Source organism: Kribbella albertanoniae (assembly GCF_004348455.1).
In the GTDB taxonomy this organism is placed as follows: Bacteria; Actinomycetota; Actinomycetes; order Propionibacteriales; family Kribbellaceae; genus Kribbella; species Kribbella albertanoniae.
The window spans coordinates 1-19301 of the sequence record NZ_SMKA01000025.1; the positions used below are offsets into that span (position 1 = coordinate 1).

A 19301-nucleotide genomic window follows, 5' to 3' on the forward strand; every position below is an offset into this window, starting at 1 on the left:
CGCTCGTCACACCCACCACGCCACCGACCGTTGCGCGCTTTCCCCATTTGGGTTGCGCGCCTTTCCATCTGATGGGTTCCCCCACGAGATTGTGGGTTCTCCACCCGCATGCGGGTCCAGAACCCACAAGCTGATGGGTTAACCCATCAAATGGTGAAGGCGGGTGGGTCAGGACATGGCGCGGTCTAGGTCCTCTAGGAGGTCTTCGATCGTTTCGATGCCTACGCTTAGGCGGATCAGGTCGGCGGGGACCTCTAGGGGGGTGCCGGCTACTGAGGCGTGGGTCATTTTGCCGGGGTGCTCGATGAGGGATTCGACGCCGCCCAGCGACTCGCCCAGGGTGAAGACCTCGGCCTTGTTGCAGATGTCGAGCGCCTGGGCCTCGCCACCGGTGACGCGGAACGACACGATGCCGCCGTACCGCTTCATCTGCTTGGCTGCGGTCTCGTGGCCGGGGTGGCCCTCGACGCCGGGGTAGAGCACCTTGCTGACGGAGCTGTGCCGCTGCAGGAACTCGACGACCTTCTCCGCGTTGTCGCTGTGCCGGTCCATCCGCACACCGAGCGTCTTGATGCCGCGCAGCACCAGGAACGAGTCGAACGGGCCGGCGACCGCGCCGATCGCGTTCTGGTGGAAGGCGATCTTGTCGGCCAGCTCGGCGTCCCGCACGATCAGTGCGCCGCCGACAACGTCGGAGTGCCCGCCCATGTACTTCGTGGTCGAGTGCACGACCACGTCCGCGCCCAGCTCCAACGGCTGCTGCAGGTACGGCGAGGCGAACGTGTTGTCGACGACCAGCAGTGCGCCCGCGTCATGGGCGATCTGGGCGACGATGGCGATGTCCGCGACGTTCAGCAGCGGGTTGGTGGGGGTCTCCAGCCACACGACCTTGGTCTTGCCCGGGCGGATCGCAGCGCGGATCGCCTCCGGGTTGGTGACCGCGGCCGGGGTCATCTCGACGCCCCAGGCGCCCAGCACCTTGGAGAACAGCCGGAAGGTGCCGCCGTACGCGTCGTCGGGGAAGACCACGTGGTCACCGGGCACGCACAGCGACCGGATCAGCGTGTCCTCGGCGGCCAGGCCGCTCGCGAACGCGAATCCGCGGGTCCCTGCCTCGACCGCGGCCAGACACTCCTCGAGCGCGGTGCGGGTCGGGTTCGCGGAACGGGAGTACTCGTACCCGTTGCGCAGACCGCCGACGCCGTCCTGCTTGTAGGTGCTGGTCGCGTAGATCGGCGGGACGACTGCGCCAGTGGTCGGGTCGGGCTCGTTCCCGGCGTGGATGGCGAGTGTCTCGAAGCCGTAGTGGTGTTCGGAATTCACCGGACCAGCGTACGGCCTGGTCTGCCATGGTTCGAACCGCCGTTCCGCCGCTGAGACATCCCCTCGGGCCACCGGGGATCCAAGTTGTCCACAGATCCGTCGAACCCCCTGGCACGTGACCCACGCTGCGGCCTACCGTTGCGGGCAGTAGTTGCCGAGCCGCCTGACGGTCACCGGCCGCGACCGACGCCGTACGCAGAGAGATGGGATCTGGGCATGAAGACGCAGGACAGGCCACTCGACCAGGACGACCTGGCGCTGGCCGATCTCGCCGAGATCCAGGACTGGACCGTGCTGGCCGGGCCGGACGGCGACGAGTCCGGCCCCGAGGTCGTGCGGGCGCTCGTGCACCGGGTGATGGCGCGGACCCCGTGGCAGCCCTGGCCGCTGCAGCCGGGCGAGACGATCGGCGACGAGATGGTCTCCTGGGGGTTCGTCACACCCCGCCGTACGACGTTGATCGTGTTCGACGGCCTGGTCTTCGCGGACTGTCCGGACAGCGGCTGGTCGGCGTACGAGATCGGCCCCGACGACATCGGCGCGGCGGAGGCCGGTCTGGACGCGCACTGGCCGGACCACCTCGCGCTGGTCGGCAAGTACTTCGGTCAGCCCGATTACGTCGGTGACGACAGCAAGCCCGGGTTCGACGACGAGTGGGCGCCCGGTGCCGGGGCGGACCACCGCCACCTGGCCGTCTGGATGCGCCCGGGCGCCGAGCTGCGGCTGTACAGCATGCGTCCGTCGAAGGACCCGTTGACCACCGCGGTCGGCGTCGGCTACGCCATGTACCTCGACTAGGAGAGCTGATGAGCCAGAACCCGCCAGAGTTCACCGGGTCGCAGCGGCGGCGGCTGAACCGCGAGTACAAGCGGAACGTCAAGCAGGGCACGAAGGACGCCAAGGCAGCGGTCACGCTGAAGCGCAGCGACCGTCGCCGGATCGATCCGGCGTTCCGGGAGGCGCTTGGGCGATCGAACCTGACTGCGGCCGACCTGAGCGCGATGATGCAGCGCAGCGTGACCGGTACGCAGAACGCGCAGGCGCGTGCGGAGCTGGGTGCGCTGGGGCAGGCCGCCCAGCAGCGGATCAGAGCGCCGCGTACGGAGACGCCTTCGCTGAGCGGGATGCTGGGCAACGCCTACTCGCGCTGGCAGGACCTGCGGCGTGGCACCAAGCTGCTGAAGGCGGCGTCTACGTTGGCCGCCAAGGACATGAAGACGGTCGATCCGGTCATCCGCGCGCAGCTCGGGCACAGCACGATGACGCGCGGCGACCTGAGTCAGCTCGCGCAACGGAACCTGGTCCAGGCCTTCCGCTCCCCTGGTGACTTCGAGGTGCGTCCGGGCGAGCAAGCGCCCCAGCTGCAGGCACCCGCCGCGCCGGGCATGATCCAGTCGCGACAGGACGCCGCGCGCGCTCCCGTGCAGGCCGACCCCGGTCGGCTGGACATGCTCCGCAACGAGCTCAGGCAGCTCCGCGAGCAGATCACCCTCCTGGAACAACAGGTAGCCGAGCTGGAAGCCGCCGAAAACCAGCAACAGCCCGAGGTCGACTCCCCCGAAGTCCAACAGCCGGAGGCGCAAACGGCTGAGGGGCAGCAGTCGGAAGCGCAGTCACCGGAAGCGCAGACAGCCGAAGCCCAGTCGCCGGACGTGCAGGCGGCTGAGGGGCAGCAGCAGGTGCAGTCGACGGAGGGCCAGTCGCCCGAGGTGCAGCAGCCTGAGGCTGAGTCGGCTTCGCCAGAAGCTCAGCAGGCGGCGGCGCAGTCGGCTGAGGCGCAGCAGCACGTCGGGCAGCACGAGGCTGTGCCGGCCAACAAGACCGAGGCCCAGCGCTGGGTCGCGTCCGCCGCTGGCGAGAACCAGCAACCGGCAGCCCAGCAACCCGAGGTGCAGCAGCCGGGCGAGCAGCAGTCCGCTGAGCAGCCCGAGACCCAGCAGTCAGGAGAGCAGCAGCCGGCCACTCAGCAGCCAGTAGCTCAGCAGGCCGGTCCGCAGCAGCCCGCCGTACAAGAGGTGGGCGCACAGCAGGCCGGTCCGCAGCAGGCGGGTGGGCAGCAGCAGCCTCGGGGGACGGCGCAGCCTGTGTTTCAGGCGGCGGGTGGGCAGCCGACTACGCGGCCGGGGCAGGCTGAGCGGCCGCAGGTGCAGCAGCCTACGTTCCAGGCGGCTGGTGAGCAGCCGAACGAGGTAGCTCGTAAGGAGCAGGCGGCTCGCGCGGCGGCGGCTGCCTTCTACGGCACCGCGGACGTCCGGCCCAGCACCCGCGAGGAGGCGGCCAAGACCGCGCAGTCCGACCCGAACAAGAAGGCAGACCGCGGCACCGGGCAGTCCGCCGCGCAGAAGAACGATCCCAACGGCCGCGGCACCCGCTGACCGGCGTACCGGCTTCAGAACACAGGAGGACGACCGGATGAAGACAGCGGACAGGCCGCTCGACGACGACGACCTGGCCATGGCCGACCTGGCCGAGATCACCGACTGGGCGCCGATCGCCGGACCGGACAGTGACGATGCCGGCCCGGCACTCGTCCGCACCCTGGTGCAGCGCGTTAGCAACGCGACCGGCTGGACGCCGGTTCCGCTCGCGCCGGGCGAGGAGATCGACGCGACCATGTCCTCGTGGGCCTTCACGACCAAACGCGGCAGCACTCTCGTCGCGTACGACGGTCTCGTGTTCCCCGACACCCGCAACAGCGGCTGGGTCGGGTACGAGGTTCGTCCGGAGGACATGGCCGAAGCGGAGGCCGGAATCGACGCGGTGTGGCCGGACCACCTCGCGCTGGCCCGCAAGCACTGGGGCGAGCCCGACCACCTCGGTGATCACACCGACCCGCGCTTCCTCAGGCAATGGACGCCCAGTGGTTTCGGACCCCGGCGACACGTCGCCGTCTGGATCCGGCCCGGCGCCCAGATCCACCTGTTCAGTGACCAGCCGACCCCGGAACCGCTGACGCGCACGGTGAATGTCGGCTACGCGGTCTACATCGATTAGGAGTTCGACCATGACCACGCCGCACCAAGGACCGCAGGGACCTGGGCAGGGCTCGGGGATGTGGCAGCAGGGCGACCAGGACGCTGCCCTTCGCTGGCTCGCGAGCCTCGATCAGGCCGATCAGGTGGCACTGCGCCGTTCGATGCAGACCCAACGCTCGCTGGCCCCGATCTACAACGCCGTCAATCGCTCGATCGAGTTCACCCGCCAGCAGGGCCGGAGCCTCAGCGAGGGCGCACAGTCCCTCGTCTCGCAGACCGCGCAGTACGGACGCGATGCCGCCGCCTGGGTCGGCCGGACCGGCGCGGACCTCGCCGAGCGCGCGGACGACCTGCGCGACCGGGCAGGCGTCAAGGCGGAGGTGGCCGCGACCCGGCTGAGCGACGGCCTCGACCGCACCGGCCGAGCCATCTCCAGCGGCGCAGCGGCCACCCGGAATGCCGTCGCCTCGGGCACCACCGCGACCCGCAACACGGCCGTCTCCGCGACTCAGGGAATCGCCGCCACCGCGGGCCGGGTCTCCCGCTGGTTCAAGGAGAAGGTCAGCAACACGACCGGTCGTGCTGCCGCCGGGTTCCACGCGATGAAGGAGTTCAGCGCACCGGATCTGAACGCTCAGTCGGCGCCGACCCCGGGTGGCCCGCAGCTTTCCGCAACTGCCATCACCGGTGTGGCCTCGCAGGTCCATGCTTTCGCGACCGCGGAGTCGGCGACGGATCGGCAGGCGGCGTTGAACTCGCTGGTCGGTTCGATGGACAAGGACAACCAGGCGATGTTGATGGCCGCGCTGATCAACTCCGGACAGGCGCCGGCCACCGGGGCTGTGAACGCCACGCCGCAGCAGGCGCCGGACGGCCGCGGTCAGCAGAACCAGCCCGGCAAGGGTCCGGATCTGACCAAGTAGCCCCGCTTGACGCAACCGATTAGTTGCAATACATTTATGGCAACTAATCGGTTGCTATACATGTGGAGGCAGTGATGGGATTTCCGGATCGGATCGAGCGGACAGTGGAGCTCGGGCATTCACCGGCGAAGGTATGGGCGGCGCTGACGACGGCCGAGGGGCTCGGGACGTGGTTCGGGCAGAACGCGACGGTAGACCTGCAGACGGGTGGCAGCGCCGTACTGACCTGGGAGACCGGCGACAAGGCCGAGCTCCGGATCGAGCGGCTCGAGGAGCCGGCCGTGTTCGGCTACACGTGGCACATCTACGGACTGCCCGCGGACGACCAACGCCGTACCTATGTCGAGTTCACGCTGGAGCCGATCGACAGTGGCACCCGATTGACCGTGGTGGAGTCCGGCTTCGCGCAGCTGACGGGCGACGCCTATGCCAAGGCGTACGGCGGAAACGTGGAGGGCTGGCAGCTCGAGCTCGGCGAACTGGTCGAATACCTCAATGCAGCCTGACCAATCCATCGATCGCGAGGCGGTCGCCGAGCAGGTGTTCGTGGCGCTGGCGGATCCGAGCCGGCGGACGATCCTGGCCGAGCTGGCCACGAGCGGCCCGGCCACGGCGACCGATCTCGCCGAGCGCCTCCCGATCACCCGCCAGGCGATCGCCAAACACCTGGCCTTGCTGTCCGAGGCCGGTCTGCTGATCGCCGAGCCCGGCGAACGCCGCCGCGTCCGCTACCGCCTGCACTCGGCGCCTATCCAGCTGGCGCAGCAGTTCCTCGCAGCTCTGGCCAACAACTGGGACTCGAACCTCGACGCCCTCAAGTCCCACCTGGACAGCTAGCCGCTGCGGCGGGCCAGCAGGGCGGTGGTGGCGTCGAGGAGGGTGGCGTGGATCTCGGCGTCGCTGAACTCGGGCGGGAGGTCGGCGGACATCGCAGAACTGAGGGCCTCGATCGCCGCGGCGGCGCGGAGGCGGTTGGCGACCGTGGAATCAGGGCCGGCCAGCCAGTGCTGGAAGGCTCGGCTGGTCGCGATCAGGCCCTCGAGGTCCTCGTCGATGGCTGCAAGGACGGCCCCGATGTCGCGGATCAGGGTGGGGCCGGTGCGCCGATGCTTGACCACCACGTCGAGGTAGGCACTGAGCAGCTCCTGCTCTGCCTCCCGTGACCACTCGAGCCCTTCGGCGCGCGCCATCACCTGGCGCAGATCGTCGACGAAGGTGCCGATGATCGCCCGCAGCAGCTCCTGCTTGGACGAGTAGTGGTAGTACAGCGAGGCCTTCGTGATGCCGACCTGCTCGGCGATCTCCCGCAGGCTCGTCTTCTCGTACCCCTGCGCCGAGAACAGGTCGAGCGCGGCCCGATGGATCGCCGCCTTCGTGTCCCGGGAACCAGTCGCGTGCTGCACGTCACCTACCTTCTCATCTTTGCTTGCCTACCGTGCGGCAGGTAGTCTACCAACCGTGCGGCAGGTAGAGAACAGTCAGCCCGGAGGGGGTACCAAGGTGTTCAGCACACTCGGACGATTCGTCGTCGGCAACCCATGGAAGGTGATCGCCGCGTGGGTGGTCGCGGCGGTGGCCGTGCTCGCGTTCGCGCCGACGCTCGCCGACGTCACCAGTAAGGATCAGACCAGCCTGCTGCCGGACACGTACGAGTCGGTCCAGGCGCAGAAGCTGGCCAGTGACGCCTTCGGGCAGACGAACGACGCGACCGCGAGCATCGTGGTCAAACGCGCCGGCGGCGGTGAGCTGACCGCAGCCGACCAGGCCAAGGTCGGGGACCTGGCCGGCAAGCTGACGGCCGCGAAGATCGACCGGGTCGTCGGGGTGGTCACCGGGCCACAGGCTGTGTCACCGAACAAACAGGTCCAGATCGTCAGTGTCGGCCTCAAGGGGCTGGCCGAGGACCAGGCCGTGCTCGACGCGGTGCAGAAGATCCGCGACACCACGAATGCGGCGCTGACCGGCGCCGACCTCGAGTACGGCGTCACCGGCGACGCCGCGTTGATGCTGGACAACAAGGATGCGTTCGACAACGCGTTCGTGGTGGTCGGGATCGCGACGATCGTGCTGATCGTCGGCCTGCTGCTGCTCATCTACCGCAGTCCGGTGGCGGCGTTCCTGCCGATCCTCACGGTCGGCCTCGTCGCGAGTATCGCGCCCGGCCTGATCGCCCTGGTCGCCAAGGCGTCCGGCCTTCAGGTGACCCAGGACCTGCAGACCATCCTCACAGTCGTCCTGTACGGCGTCGGGACGGATTACATCCTGTTCTTGCTCTTCCGCTACCGCGAGCGTCTGCGCGCCGGCGAGGAGCCGAAGGCCGCACTGGCCAACGCGACCAGCCGGGTCGCCGAGGTGATCGTCTCCGCCGCCGGCGCGATCGTCGTCGCGTTCAGCGCGCTGCTGCTGGCCGTGTTCGGTGGATTCAAGAGCCTCGGCCCGGGGCTGGCGATCGCGGTCGGCGTGATGGCGATCGCCTCGATCACCCTGGTACCGGCGGTCGTGTCGCTGCTCGGTCCGAAGGTGTTCTGGCCGTCGAAGTCCTGGCAGACCACGCCGAAGGGCGCGACCTTCAAGCGGCTCGGCCGCTTCACCGCCCGCCGTCCGGCGCTGGTTGCGGTGGCCTCCGGTGCCGTGATGGTCGCGCTGGCGCTCGGCACGCTCGGGATGAAGGTCGACTACGACGCGTTCAGCCAGCTCCCCAAGGGCACTGAGTCCGCTCAAGCCATGAAGGACCTGCAGTCCGGCTTCCCGGCCGGCGCGCTCAGCCCGACCACGGTCTACGTGCGCAGCACCGACGGTACGCCGCTGGATCCGGCCGAACTCACCCAGTACGCCGGGAAATTCGCGAAGGTGGACGGGGTCGGCGCGATTCTCCCGGCAGACGGGAAGGGCAGTCTGGCGGCGCTGAACCCCGACAAGACGGTTGCCCAGATCAACGTCGTACTAAACGGAGCGCCGTACGCGACAGCGTCTCTGGATCTGGTCGACGGGAAGCTCAAGGATCTCGCGCACGCCGAGGCGCCGGCCGGGACGACCGCGCTGGTCGGTGGGGTGACGTCGAGCTACAGCGACATCCGGGCCGCCAACGACCGCGATCTGTCGGTGATCTTCCCGGTCGCCGGCGGGCTGATCGCGATCATCCTGGCACTGCTGCTGCGGTCGCTGATCGCACCGGTCGTGTTGATGCTTGCGGTGGTGCTGAGCTTCTTCAGCTCGATCGGGGCGACGGTGTTCGTCTTCCAGGGTGCGGCCGGGCATGCCGGGGTGACGTTCTCGCTGCCGATCATGCTGTACCTGTTCGTCGTTGCCATCGGCACCGACTACAACATCCTGATGATCGCGCGGTTGCGGGAAGAGGCCGAGCAAGGGACCGATCCCCGCGAAGCGGCCGATCTCGCGATCGAGCACGGCGGACCGTCGGTCGCGTCGGCCGGGCTGATCCTGGCCGGGACGTTCTCGTCGCTGATGCTGGCCGGGATGGCGTTGCTGACCGAGATGGGCTTCTCGGTCGCGGCCGGGATCGTGATCTCGGCGTTCGTGATGTCGATCTTCCTGGTGCCGAGTGTGATCGCGCTGCTCGGGCGGTGGGCTTGGTGGCCGCGCAAGCTCAAGGTTCGTCAGCCTGCTGCTGAAGAGCGTGAGCTGGAGCCGGTCGGATAGCAGCGGTGGGATCCCGAGCCCCCTGGTTCGGGATCCCACCGCCGGTCTTTAGTCGGCCTGTGGCTTCAGGCGGACGGTGAAGATCGGCAGCATCCAGTGCAGGAGCGGGCCGATCGACAGGGCGTAGAGGACCGTGCCGACGCCGATCACCCCGCCGAGCGCGAAGCCGATCGCGACGACCGTGATCTCGATCGTCGTCCGGACGAGGCGGATGCTCAGACCGGTACGGCGGACCAGTCCGGTCATCAGGCCGTCGCGGGGACCGGGGCCGAACTGGGCGCCGATGTAAAGCGCGCCGGCCAGCGCGTTGACGACGACCCCGGCGAGCATGAAGAGGATCCGCACCCACAGGGCATCCGGCCGGTCAACTGTCGCCAGCGTGAGGTCCGTGGCCAGTCCGATCACGATCGCGTTGCTCACCGTGCCGAGCCCGGGCCATTGGCGCAGCGGGATCCAGGCCAGCAGCACGATGAAGCTCATCAGGATGACGACCGTCCCGAAGCTCAGCGGGACGTGCTTGATGATGCCGGAGTGCAGCACGTCCCACGGGTCCAGGCCGAGGTTGCCCTGGATCATCAGCCCCATCGAGGTGCCGTACAGGACCAGACCGACGTACAGCTGGATGAGGCGGCGCGGAAGGTGGCCTGCTTTGAGCTGCTGGATCGGGTTGAGCGCGGCGAGCTGACGAGGTGGGGCTGCGGAAGTGGCGGTCACTTGCCCAGTTTGCGGGCCAAGTGGCCTGGTGATCGATAGCCAATTGCGCAATAGTGGACTGCATGAACGGGCAACAGCTTCCTGCCAGCACGCTCGGAGGGCTCCTCGAGACCTGGTCCGCGGACACGGGACCGGCGTACCGGGTGCTGGCCGAGCGGCTCCGGCTGCTGATCGCGGACGGGCGGATCATGCCCGGCGCGCGGCTGCCGAGTGAGCGTGAGCTGACCGACACTCTCGGGGTCAGCCGGACGACGGTGGCGTCGGCGTACCGGGAGTTGCGGGACAGCGGCTACCTGGTGAGCCGCCGCGGATCCGGGAGCGTGACCGCGCTGCCGACGAAGATCGGGCCGGAGCTGGGGCGACACCATGCACCGGGAATCGACACGGACGGTTTGTACGACTTCACCTGCGCTGCGCCGGCCGCCGTACCAGGGATCAGTACGGCGGTTGCTGCGGCGACCGTGGAGTTGCCGCGGCACCTGGCGACGCCGGGTTATCACCCGCAGGGGTTGCCGGAGTTGCGGGCGGAGATCGCGGCGACGTACGACGAGCGCGGGCTGCCGACGTCGCCGGACCAGATCATCGTCACCGCCGGGGCGCTGGCCGCGACCTCGATCGCGGTCCGGGCGTTCCTGCAGATCGGTGATCGGGTGCTGACCGAGAGTCCGACGCACCCGAACTCGGTGGACGCGATCCGGCGGAGTGGCTGCCGGGTCGTCGCCGCACCGATGAGTCCGGGCGGGTGGGACCTGCCGTTGCTGGAGGCAACCGTTCGGCAGACGGCGCCGCGGGCGGCCTGGATGGTGGTCGATTTCCATAATCCAACCGGTTGGTTACTTACGGCCGAGGACCGGCAGCGGCTGGCGATCGCGTTCGCCCGCAGCCGGACGACCGCGATCATCGACGAGACCCTCAGTGAGCTGTGGCTTGACGGGCAGGAGATGCCACCACCGTTCGCGTCCTACCACCCGGAGGGTGTGATCACGGTCGGTTCGGTGAGCAAGTCGTACTGGGGCGGGCTGCGGATCGGCTGGATGCGCGTCCCGTCGTCGCTGGTCGCCCGGGTGCTCGATGCGCGCGCGTCACTCGACCTGGGCGCACCTGTCCTCGACCAGCTCGTCGTCGCCCACTTGCTGCGCGACCGCGCCACCCTGCTGCCGGAACGCCGCGCCACGCTCGCCCGGCGACGTGACGCGCTGGCGGAGGCGGTGTCGGCCGAGCTCCCCGACTGGCGTTTCCAGGTCCCCGGCGGCGGCCTGTCCCTGTGGTGCGAGCTCCCCGAACCAGTCGGCTCCACTCTGGTCGGCGTGGCCCAGCGGAACGGCGTACTGCTCGTGGCTGGTTCCCGCTTCTCCCCCGACGGCGGTCTGGAGTCCTTCATCCGCCTCCCGTACACCCTGGAACCAGATGTGATGCGGGACGGCGTCCGCCAGTTGGCCGCGTCGTACCGGTCTCTCACCGGCGCCCGGAGCACCCCGGGCTTCACCCCGGCGATGATCGCGTGACGTCATCCTCCCGTAAGGGGCCGGGGGAAGGTTCGCCGTGGTGGTCGCGTTGAGAGACTATGAGAGTCAACTGCGAGAGGTGTGAGAATGTCGTTCTTCAAGCGGAACACAGCCCTGGTCGAGCCCGAGGCCGCACTGCCCGGCCGGCCCACCCCCGGTTACACCGTGCCGGCCGAGAACATCGTCCTGCACACACCGCAGACCGCACCGGCCCCTGAGGGGTTCGAGGAGGTCTGGTTCGGCACCGGCTGCTTCTGGGGTACCGAGGAGATCTTCTGGCAGCTCCCCGGCGTCTACACCACCGCAGTCGGGTACGCGGGCGGCTACTCCCCCAACCCGACGTACGAAGAGGTCTGCACCGGCGGCACCGGCCACACCGAGGCCGTCCGGATCGTCTACGACCCCACCAAGACCACCTTCACCGACCTGCTGAAGGTCTTCTGGGAGACCCACGACCCGACCCAGGGCATGCGCCAGGGCAACGACCTAGGCTCTCAGTACCGCTCCGCCATCTACTACACGACAGACGCCCAGCGCGCCGAGGCCGAACGCACCCGCGACCTCTACGCCCCCGTCATCAAGCCCCTCGGCTACGGCGACATCACCACGGAAATCGCCCCCCTCGGCTCCCACTACTACGCCGAGCCCTACCACCAGCAGTACTTGTTCAAGAACCCCAACGGCTACCGCTGCCACAGCAAAACCGGCGCCGCCTTCCCGGGCTGAGGCTGGTACGGCGAAGTTGACGCAGAGCTGCGCGTCAACTTCCCGGACGCTCAGCGGCGACCTCGGAAAGCTTGTCGGTGAGAGCGTCGAAATGGCTTGTCTGCGAGGTAGGGACGGCGAAGGCGAGCTCACGCTGTGCTGCGACCAGGTCGCCCAGCCGGGCATGCGTGAATGCGGCCACGAAACGGGCTCTGGGCTCGTGGATGTCGAATGCGTTCTCCGCCTGCCGGCACGCCTCGGAGAGCACGCCTGCCTCGGTCCGGGCTGCGTGCCACCAGACTGCCGCGCTTTTCGCCACCTGCCGAACAGCCTTCTCGGCCTGTCGCCGTAGCTGCTTCTCGCCCTCTGTACTCGAGATCCACTGACGCGGTCCGGCATCCACTGTGAAGTGGTCCACCCAGAGATCCCGGCGCGTCTGCTTGAGCGTCCGATGCCAGCGATACGTATCGCCGAGTCGGTGCGGCACCCAGTCGCAGCACACGCCGTACAAGATGTCGAACTGTTGCCCCTTGAGGGCCTGAACGTCGATAACCGCTCGGATCCCATCCGACAACCACGTGGCCCACAACAGACCACGAACATGCTCGAAATCCGCGACAACTGGCTGCAGCGCGGCAGCGATCAACTCCCGGGCACGATCCGCCGGAACGACTTCGTATCTGCCCACCGCAGCACGCCGCTCTAGTGAACGCGGCGGGCGAGGTGGACGTGGATCTGGGCGTCGAGTTCGACGGTTTCGGGGAGGACGTCGAGGACTCGGCGGAAGACCTCGTCCCGGTCGGCGGGCGGCAACATCACGTACGCCGAGACCGTCGAGAGGTGTCCGATGTAGTCCTGGGCGCTGATCGTCAGCCGGTGTTCGACGATCTCTTGCCGGACCTCGGCGAACCACTCGGACTGCTCGAGCTCCGTGCCGGGCCACTGCATCGGCAGATGCTCGGGCGTACCGTCAGGCGACGGGACACCGTCGTCCTCCAGGTATGGCGCCCGTGCCGCGCGCGCCGCCTCCCTGAGGGCCAGATCGGCCAGCTGGATCGGCGCACCGAACGAGGCGAACACGCCACCCGGTCGGACGATCGCGGCCATCCGGTCCCACCGACCCTCGGGCTTCGTCCAGTGCAGCGCTGCGGCCGAATACACCAGGTCGTACGACGAATCCAGCGGCAGGTCCTCGAACGCAGCTTGTACGGCGGTCACGTTCGCGGGCAGGTGTTTGCGCATCTCCGCGAGCATCGCCGCGTCCGGCTCGGTCGCCGTGATCGCGATCCCCGCCTCCGCGAACACCCGCGTCGCCTTCCCCGTCCCCGACCCGATCTCAAGCGCGGTCCGAACCGGCCCACCGGCGTACGCCATCACAACCTCGAGAAGCTCCGCCGGATACCCAGGCCGGAACCGCTCGTACGTCTCCGCCACCGACCCAAAACTCAACGCCCGCTCAACCATGCCGAAATCCTGACACCTTCCACGCCCCCGCGCCTGCCATTTATCCTCTTCCGCTCGCCCACCTCAGCCACGGCGTGCTTGCCCCGGGCCGAGCCAGCAACCGAGGGCTTGAACAAGAACTGGTGGGCGTGCACAGGTCATTCCTTGTTCAAACCCACCACGCGGTCTCCACACCCCCACCAACTGGGCTCAGATGTGGGAGTTCGGCGGGAAGCCGGTCCAGTGGAGATCCTGAGGCAGGTGGGACATGTCGTTGTAGGTGAGGAGGGTGGCGGGGCGGTTGGGGGTGTAGCGGATGGTGGTTAGGGCTGCGTTGCAGTGGGTGAGGGTCAGCCAGCGCCAGGGTGGGGCGCCGAGGGCGTCGCGGACCAGCCAGGCGATGAGGAAGTTGTGGGTGATGAGGAGCTCGTGGCCGCCGGTTGCGGGGCCGGTGAACTGGGCGAGGGCTTCGTGGGCCAGGCGAGGGCCGGCGGTGAGTTCTTCGGGGGTGGCTTGGTGGAGGAAGTCGAGGTAGTAGTCGGCTGAGTCCGGTGGGAGGTCGTCGCGGTGTGGGACGTGCGGGATGTAGTCACCGGCCGCTTCGGATGGGCGGAGTGGGGCCTGGTGGTTGATGAGGTGGGCGGTTTCGGCGGCTCGCGTCAGGGGGCTGTGGTGAACCGCGGTGAAGGGGACCTCGCGTAGGCGTTCACCGAGTAGGACCGCTTGGCGACGGCCACGTTCGGTGAGGCCGCCTTCGTCGGGGCGGGCCTCCGCATGGCGGACCAGGTAGAGGTGGCGGGCTCCGAATGATTCGTCCACCTTCAGGGGACGCCGGCCGCGGCACTGTGGTTCGCCGTACATGTGCGTAAGGACAGGATGTAGTCGTCTACGTACATGCCTTCGCCCGCCGGGGTTGCCGTGGCGAAGGCCCGTCGCATACCTATACGTCCTGTCGGTGGGGCGGGGCTGGGCGGCGGCGTCGGTAAGGACATGTAGTAGTGCCCCCTGAGCGGTCTTGCTGGCTGCCGTCCACGCTCAGCGAGTGCCCGAGCCTGGGACCACTACGTGTCGTTAGCGACACCAGGCGACCACCACGGCAGACGCTCGACGACCGCTTGCCTTCGTGGTTGCGCGAGGGGGCCAGTTGCGGTGGCCTGGCGGGGCGGTGTGATCTACCGAAGGACAGGAGGTGTCGGCCGGTTGGGTGCTGGTGCCTGGCTCGGTGAGCGTGACGACGGCACGTGCTAGGCGTATACGTCCTGTCCTTGCGGAGATGGTGACGGTGGTGTCGGGGGCGTTGGGCGAGCGTGATTGAATCTCGGCGGTCGGGGGGCTGGACAAGAAGTGAGGAGCTCTTCGTGAGCAGGCTGGTACGTGCGTTGTTCGGGATTCCGGCGGCAGTGGTGTTGATCGCCGCGGGAACGACGGCGGTGGCTTCGGCTGCGACCGGGAAGCCGAGTGGAGCGCCGCCGGAGGGCCTCGGGGTTTGGTGCGTGTCGGTCACCGGGGCGAAGGCGTGCTTCGGTCAGTCCGCCGACAAGGTGTGGGTGAAGGACACCAAGGCGAACGGTGAGTCCGCCGCCGGCACGATCTACAACAAGGACTCGGGGACGGATTGGTACCGCGAGTGCTTCAACACCCGCGGCGCCGACGGCGGCTGGGTGGTGTGCGACTTCGACGTCCCTGAGAACCGTGAAGGCCTGCTGTGGGCTGTCAACAACCCCTTCATCGGCGCCCAGGGCAGCACCAAGATCTGGACCACGATCGCCTGACCGCACCAAAGACTCTCAGCCCATCGACTTCTTGCCGTCGATCGCCTCCCGGATGATGTCGGCGTGGCCGGCGTGCTGGGCGGTTTCGGCTGTTATGTGCAGGAACACCCGGCGAACCGACCAGAAGACGCCCGGCGGCTGCCAGGGTGCGGCAGGGAGTTCGTAAGCGGCGTTCAGGTCGAGGGTACGGACGAGGTCGTCGGTGGCAGCGGCGACCTTCTCGTACGACGCCAGTACGTCGGCCAGCGTCTCCCCGTCGATCAGCCGGAACTGGTCGGCCCACGCGGCGAGCACCTCCGGCGTGTACTCGGTCGGCGTCTCTTCGCTGGTACCCGTCCGCGCGAAATCGGCCCAGTGCTGCTCGACCGTGCTCACATGCTTGATCAGCCCGCCGATCGTCAGCTCGCTGACCGTGCTGCGGGTACTCGCCTGCTCGTCGGTGAGTCCCTCGGCGGCACTCCGCAGGAAGTACCGGTGCTTGCTCAGGAAGTCGAGGATGTCGTCCCGCTCGTTCGTCGTCATGCTTCGACTCTAGAAGGGGTAGCGGCCAGCTTGTGTCCGCTACTCAACCCAAAACCAGAAGACTTCCAGGAGCCCGAAACCTAGGCTGCCCAGCATGGACCTGGCCATTCGCGCGCTACAGCCGGAAGACCCGGCAGTCATCTCCGCCGCCCTGGCAGAACTCGGCTGGAACAAGCCGGTCACGCAGTACGAGAAGTACCTGGCCGAGCAGAGCGAGGGCACCCGCGACGTGCTGGTGGCGTGGGTCGACAGCGAGTACGCCGGCTATGTCACGGTCCGCTGGGAGTCGCCGTACGAGCCCTTCGGTGGTATCCCGGAGATCCAGGACTTCAATGTCCTCCCCAAACTCCGCCGCCAAGGCATCGGCACCGCCCTCATGGATGCCGCCGAAGCACGCGTCGCCACCCGCTCCGACACCGTCGGCATCGGCGTCGGCCTCTACCCCGACTACGGCAACGCCCAGCGCATGTACGTCCGCCGCGGCTACCTCCCCGACGGCCGAGGCCTCATCTACGACGGCCGCCAGGTCCCCCCGATGGAAACCGTCCGCAACGACGACGACCTCACCCTGATGTTCACCAAGCGACTGGTCTGAGGCGAACCGCCTGTACGCCGAACGTGACCTACAACTGCTGTAGCCGCTGCTGGATGGCCGCAGGGCAGCGAGTGTCGTGGTCGTCGGTGCACAGCATCGCCGCCGGGTCGTCGAGAACGAGTTGACGGGTCGCCTCGAGGATGGCGGCGATCGGTATCCGCCGGGCGCGGCAGTCGCCGATCATGACCTCGGTGGTTGCCTGGCGCAACAAAGGCTCGATCAGGTCGAAGTGATGGCTCGAGCCGGAGATGTTCGGGAGCTCCGCCCACGACCCGTCACCGATCTTCGCGTACCGGTAGAACCGCGACCGCCCCAACTGCTGCTCAGCCAGGTGGATCGTCGTATTCGATGTGTGCCCGACTCCCAGCAGCAGCACGTCACCCCCGAGCGCCTCGATCGGCCCGAGCGGCCAGTCGTGCCGCTGCGCCGCCAGCACCTCCGCCGCCCGCTCCCCCACGGCCAGCCACGCCATCAACGGATGCGAACTCCGCAACGGCGCGAACGACGTCCGCAGTACGTCGGGAATCCGCCCCAGCCACCGGTCAACCGGCAGATCGTCCCGGTACGCCGTCGCCTGCGCCACGCTCGCGTCAAAGGTCGCCCAGTCCTCGGCCGGCGGATACGCGTTATGCGGCCGCTCCAACCCCGGCGGCACCACCACCCCGGTCAGATCGAACGTCCAGCCCGGCATCAACACGGTCCCGCACGTGTCGACCAGCGCTTGGCACACCGCCTCCGCACCACCGTCGACGTACCCGAAGGACTTGAGCGAGGAGTGCACAAGTACGTCGGACGATCGGTCCAACCCCAACCGCCGCAGACCGTCCGCAACCTCATCCTTGGTGACCATCGCAAAAGCATGTCAGCCCGAAGTCCACATCGCCTTAGAATTTCCGCATGCGTGAGCGGGTTCTGAGGGCGGCGGCTGAGTGGGTTTGGGTGCCGCCGGATGCCGTCGATGTGGTGACTGATGACTATCGGATGATTGTGTACGGCGGGCGCGGGCCCTCGGTGCTGTGGTCGTCGACGACGCGTCCGCTGGATGAGTTGATCGGGGAGATGCGGGAGCGGGCGCCGGACGGTACGGCGTTGCGGTGGTGGGTCGACGCTCGAACGCTCCCCGCCGATACCGGGGAAATCCTGCAGAGCAAGGGTTTCACTCAGGTCGAGGAGCTCGAGATTCTGGCCCGGCCGCTGAGCGGGGACCTGGCGGCGGAGCTCGACGTACCGGGTGATGTTGTGGTTCGGCAGGCGTTGGATGCCGAGAGCATCGAGCTGGCCGCGAACGTGGACTCGGAGGTGTTCGGCTGGCCGCCGCCGAGCCGGAACGAGCTTGATCATGAGGCTGCCGCAGTGGCGCGTGGGGAGCGGTCGCCGGGGCGGTTCCTTGCGGAGATCGACGGCGAGATCGTGGGGACGTCCGGGTACACGTTGCTGGGTGACGTGGTGCGGCTGTGGGGTGGCAGTGTTCTTGAGAAGGCGCGCGGTCGTGGCGTCTATCGCGCGCTGATTGCCGCGCGCTGCCGGGCCGCCCAGGAAGCCGGCGCAACGCTCGCGCTCGTCACCGCCCGGACTGCGACCAGCGCACCTACCCTCCGACGGATCGGATTCGTTGCCTACGGCACCAAATACTGCTTCCAGCTCTGACCTTGCACCCAAATGAGAGGGTTGGTCCTGTGGCGGCGTTGAAGCGGTGGGTACTGGCAGCTGGACTCAGTCTCGGACTGATCTGGTCCGTGGTCGTCTCGAGCTCTATGCCGAGTTGGTGGGATCCGAGCAAGTCCTGTTTCGACAAGCTCGGCCCGTCAGTCGGCCCGGACGCGACCGTGCACACGAGTTGGTTCCCGCCGTCCGCGACCTGCGACTTCGGCGGCGGCGACGTCCGCGACTACCTCAGCACCACAAACTCAGTGCTCCTGTCGATCACCGGGATCCTGGTGCTGACCCTGACAGCAGTCGGCATCGTCCTCACCCTCCGCACCCTCAAGGGCGACCCAGGCCCCACCAGGTCAGCCGACGGTGCCGACCTGACCCGCCGGCACCGCAACCACCTCCTGTACGGCGCCCTCGACGTACTGGTCGTCGTCGCGATCCTGTCCGCCGTCAACGTGGCCGCGATCGTGTTCGGCGAGATCATCGGCGGCGTCCTTTTCGCCATCACGACAGTCGCCGGCCTGGCCGCCCTCGCCACCGTCCTCGACCGGCACACCGGCCCACTCCCCAGTACGGCGCTCGCCAGCCGCCGCCGAGGCGCAGCGGCCGGCGGGATCCTCTTCGGCGTGATCTTCGGGGCGACCGCCCTCACCGGGCAGCTCCCGTTCTTCCGCCTCTGGGCCGCCCCGCTCGCCGCCATCACCTACGCCGTCGTCGTGCACGTCCAGTGGACTAAAGCTGCGACCCACCAGTCGCATCCAGCGTCTGCCCAGTGACCCACCGCGCGTCGCCCGACGCCACGAAGGCGACCACGTCGGCGACCTCAGCCGGCTGACCGACCGCGTCGAACACCGAGTACGCCGCGGCCGCGCGCGCCGCGTCCGGATCCGCGAGCCAGCCGTTCATTTCGGTCTCGATGATCCCGGGCGCGACCGTGTTCACCGTGATCGCGCGCGGCCCGAGCTCCTTGGCCATCGCCAGTGTCAGCGTGTTCAGCGCGCCCTTCGTCATCGAGTACGCCGTGTCCTCGGGGAACGCGATCCGGGTCACGCCGGATCCGATGTTGATGATCCGCCCACCGTCCCGCAGCCGCGGAATCGCCTGCTGCACCAGGAAGAACGGCGCCTTGGCGTTCACCGCGAACAGCCGATCGAACCACTCCGCCGTGACGTCCGCGATCGGCTGGTGCCGCCCGATCCCGGCGTTGTTCACCAGAATGTCCAGCCCGTCGGCCGCCTCGTCGAACGCGGCCCACAACCCGTCCAGCGGTCCCGCCAGATCGGCCTTCAGCGCGAACGCCTGCCCACCGCGCGCCTCGATCTCCCGAATGGTCCGCGCAGCCGCACTGTCGTCACTGCCGTAATGCACTCCGACCCGCACCCCGTCCGCAGCCAGCCGCAGGGCGATCGCCCGCCCGATCCCCCGGCTGCCACCGGTCACCAATGCAGTCCTCATCCTCACGAATCCTTTCTCTAGCGGTCGTTACAGAAAGGACTGTAACACATTCTCTA

The 19301-nt window shown here is 68.2% G+C and carries 22 protein-coding genes; 13 read left to right on the forward strand and 9 right to left on the reverse strand.

From position 1 onward, the window contains the following. Positions 1-168 precede the first annotated feature (168 nt). Positions 169-1323 (reverse strand): cystathionine gamma-synthase, encoded by a 1155-nt coding sequence (locus E1261_RS08990; protein WP_132404706.1) that lies wholly within the window; start codon positions 1321-1323, stop codon positions 169-171. A 216-nt stretch (positions 1324-1539) separates the two neighbouring features. On the opposite strand from E1261_RS08990, the gene E1261_RS08995 reads away from it, so the two are divergent. The 6 genes from E1261_RS08995 (at position 1540) to E1261_RS09020 (ending at position 6058) form a co-directional block, all read left to right on the forward strand. Beyond that, positions 1540-2121 (forward strand): hypothetical protein, encoded by a 582-nt coding sequence (locus E1261_RS08995; RefSeq protein WP_132404708.1) that lies wholly within the window; start codon positions 1540-1542, stop codon positions 2119-2121. An 8-nt stretch (positions 2122-2129) separates the two neighbouring features. Then, entirely contained in the window at positions 2130-3698 is a 1569-nt protein-coding gene (locus E1261_RS09000) for a hypothetical protein (protein WP_132404710.1), read from the forward strand. A 37-nt stretch (positions 3699-3735) separates the two neighbouring features. Continuing rightward, entirely contained in the window at positions 3736-4317 is a 582-nt protein-coding gene (locus E1261_RS09005) for a hypothetical protein (RefSeq protein ID WP_132404712.1), read from the forward strand. 10 nt (positions 4318-4327) lie between these two features. Beyond that, positions 4328-5221, forward strand: coding sequence for a hypothetical protein (locus E1261_RS09010; RefSeq protein ID WP_132404714.1), 894 nt, complete (start codon positions 4328-4330; stop codon positions 5219-5221). 74 nt (positions 5222-5295) lie between these two features. Next, positions 5296-5727: an SRPBCC domain-containing protein gene (locus E1261_RS09015; protein ID WP_132404716.1), complete on the forward strand. Its 432-nt coding sequence runs from the start codon at positions 5296-5298 to the stop codon at positions 5725-5727. Further along, complete coding sequence (locus E1261_RS09020) at positions 5717-6058, forward strand: ArsR/SmtB family transcription factor (RefSeq protein ID WP_132404718.1); 342 nt, start codon at positions 5717-5719, stop codon at positions 6056-6058. The genes E1261_RS09015 and E1261_RS09020 overlap by 11 nt, the downstream gene beginning before the upstream one ends. Here the strand turns inward: E1261_RS09020 and E1261_RS09025 are convergent. Beyond that, positions 6055-6624, reverse strand: coding sequence for a TetR/AcrR family transcriptional regulator (locus E1261_RS09025; protein WP_132404720.1), 570 nt, complete (start codon positions 6622-6624; stop codon positions 6055-6057). The two genes, E1261_RS09020 and E1261_RS09025, sit on opposite strands and share 4 nt — an antisense overlap. Before the next feature lie 97 nt (positions 6625-6721). Between E1261_RS09025 and E1261_RS09030 the strand changes: the two genes are divergently transcribed. Beyond that, positions 6722-8881, forward strand: a complete 2160-nt coding sequence (locus tag E1261_RS09030) for an MMPL family transporter (RefSeq protein WP_132404722.1) — start codon at positions 6722-6724, stop codon at positions 8879-8881. 48 nt (positions 8882-8929) lie between these two features. Here the strand turns inward: E1261_RS09030 and yczE are convergent, their stop codons facing one another. Continuing rightward, complete coding sequence (gene yczE, locus E1261_RS09035) at positions 8930-9595, reverse strand: membrane protein YczE (protein WP_132404724.1); 666 nt, start codon at positions 9593-9595, stop codon at positions 8930-8932. A 62-nt stretch (positions 9596-9657) separates the two neighbouring features. Here yczE and yczR point away from each other — a divergent pair, with 62 nt between their 5' ends. Both yczR and msrA read left to right on the forward strand, forming a co-directional pair. Then, complete coding sequence (gene yczR, locus E1261_RS09040; protein ID WP_132404726.1) at positions 9658-11100, forward strand: MocR-like transcription factor YczR; 1443 nt, start codon at positions 9658-9660, stop codon at positions 11098-11100. A gap of 87 nt (positions 11101-11187) precedes the next feature. Further along, on the forward strand, positions 11188-11826 hold the full coding sequence (gene msrA, locus E1261_RS09045) for a peptide-methionine (S)-S-oxide reductase MsrA (RefSeq protein ID WP_132404728.1): 639 nt from the start codon (positions 11188-11190) through the stop codon (positions 11824-11826). Positions 11827-11860: 34 nt separating this feature from the next. Here msrA and E1261_RS09050 read toward each other — a convergent pair whose 3' ends face one another. The 3 genes from E1261_RS09050 to E1261_RS09060 all read right to left on the reverse strand — a co-directional run bounded on the left by E1261_RS09050 (position 11861) and on the right by E1261_RS09060 (position 14067). Further along, positions 11861-12493: a hypothetical protein gene (locus E1261_RS09050; RefSeq protein WP_132404730.1), complete on the reverse strand. Its 633-nt coding sequence runs from the start codon at positions 12491-12493 to the stop codon at positions 11861-11863. 14 nt (positions 12494-12507) lie between these two features. Continuing rightward, entirely contained in the window at positions 12508-13269 is a 762-nt protein-coding gene (locus E1261_RS09055) for a class I SAM-dependent methyltransferase (RefSeq protein WP_132404732.1), read from the reverse strand. Between the two features lie 189 nt (positions 13270-13458). Then, complete coding sequence (locus E1261_RS09060; protein WP_202874519.1) at positions 13459-14067, reverse strand: histidine phosphatase family protein; 609 nt, start codon at positions 14065-14067, stop codon at positions 13459-13461. Positions 14068-14606: 539 nt separating this feature from the next. Here E1261_RS09060 and E1261_RS09065 point away from each other — a divergent pair. After that, positions 14607-15020: a hypothetical protein gene (locus E1261_RS09065; protein WP_132404736.1), complete on the forward strand. Its 414-nt coding sequence runs from the start codon at positions 14607-14609 to the stop codon at positions 15018-15020. A gap of 15 nt (positions 15021-15035) precedes the next feature. Here the strand turns inward: E1261_RS09065 and E1261_RS09070 are convergent, their stop codons facing one another. Then, positions 15036-15542, reverse strand: a complete 507-nt coding sequence (locus E1261_RS09070) for a DinB family protein (RefSeq protein WP_132404738.1) — start codon at positions 15540-15542, stop codon at positions 15036-15038. 94 nt (positions 15543-15636) lie between these two features. Between E1261_RS09070 and E1261_RS09075 the strand changes: the two genes are divergently transcribed. After that, on the forward strand, positions 15637-16137 hold the full coding sequence (locus E1261_RS09075; RefSeq protein WP_132404740.1) for a GNAT family N-acetyltransferase: 501 nt from the start codon (positions 15637-15639) through the stop codon (positions 16135-16137). A 28-nt stretch (positions 16138-16165) separates the two neighbouring features. Here E1261_RS09075 and E1261_RS09080 read toward each other — a convergent pair whose 3' ends face one another. After that, positions 16166-16987: an AAC(3) family N-acetyltransferase gene (locus E1261_RS09080; RefSeq protein ID WP_132404742.1), complete on the reverse strand. Its 822-nt coding sequence runs from the start codon at positions 16985-16987 to the stop codon at positions 16166-16168. Between the two features lie 47 nt (positions 16988-17034). Between E1261_RS09080 and E1261_RS09085 the strand changes: the two genes are divergently transcribed. Both E1261_RS09085 and E1261_RS09090 read left to right on the forward strand, forming a co-directional pair. After that, positions 17035-17784, forward strand: coding sequence for a GNAT family N-acetyltransferase (locus tag E1261_RS09085; protein ID WP_132404744.1), 750 nt, complete (start codon positions 17035-17037; stop codon positions 17782-17784). Between the two features lie 29 nt (positions 17785-17813). Next, positions 17814-18566 (forward strand): hypothetical protein, encoded by a 753-nt coding sequence (locus E1261_RS09090; protein ID WP_132404746.1) that lies wholly within the window; start codon positions 17814-17816, stop codon positions 18564-18566. Here the strand turns inward: E1261_RS09090 and E1261_RS09095 are convergent. Then, positions 18523-19245, reverse strand: a complete 723-nt coding sequence (locus E1261_RS09095) for an SDR family oxidoreductase (RefSeq protein ID WP_132404748.1) — start codon at positions 19243-19245, stop codon at positions 18523-18525. The two genes, E1261_RS09090 and E1261_RS09095, sit on opposite strands and share 44 nt — an antisense overlap. Positions 19246-19301 lie beyond the last annotated feature (56 nt).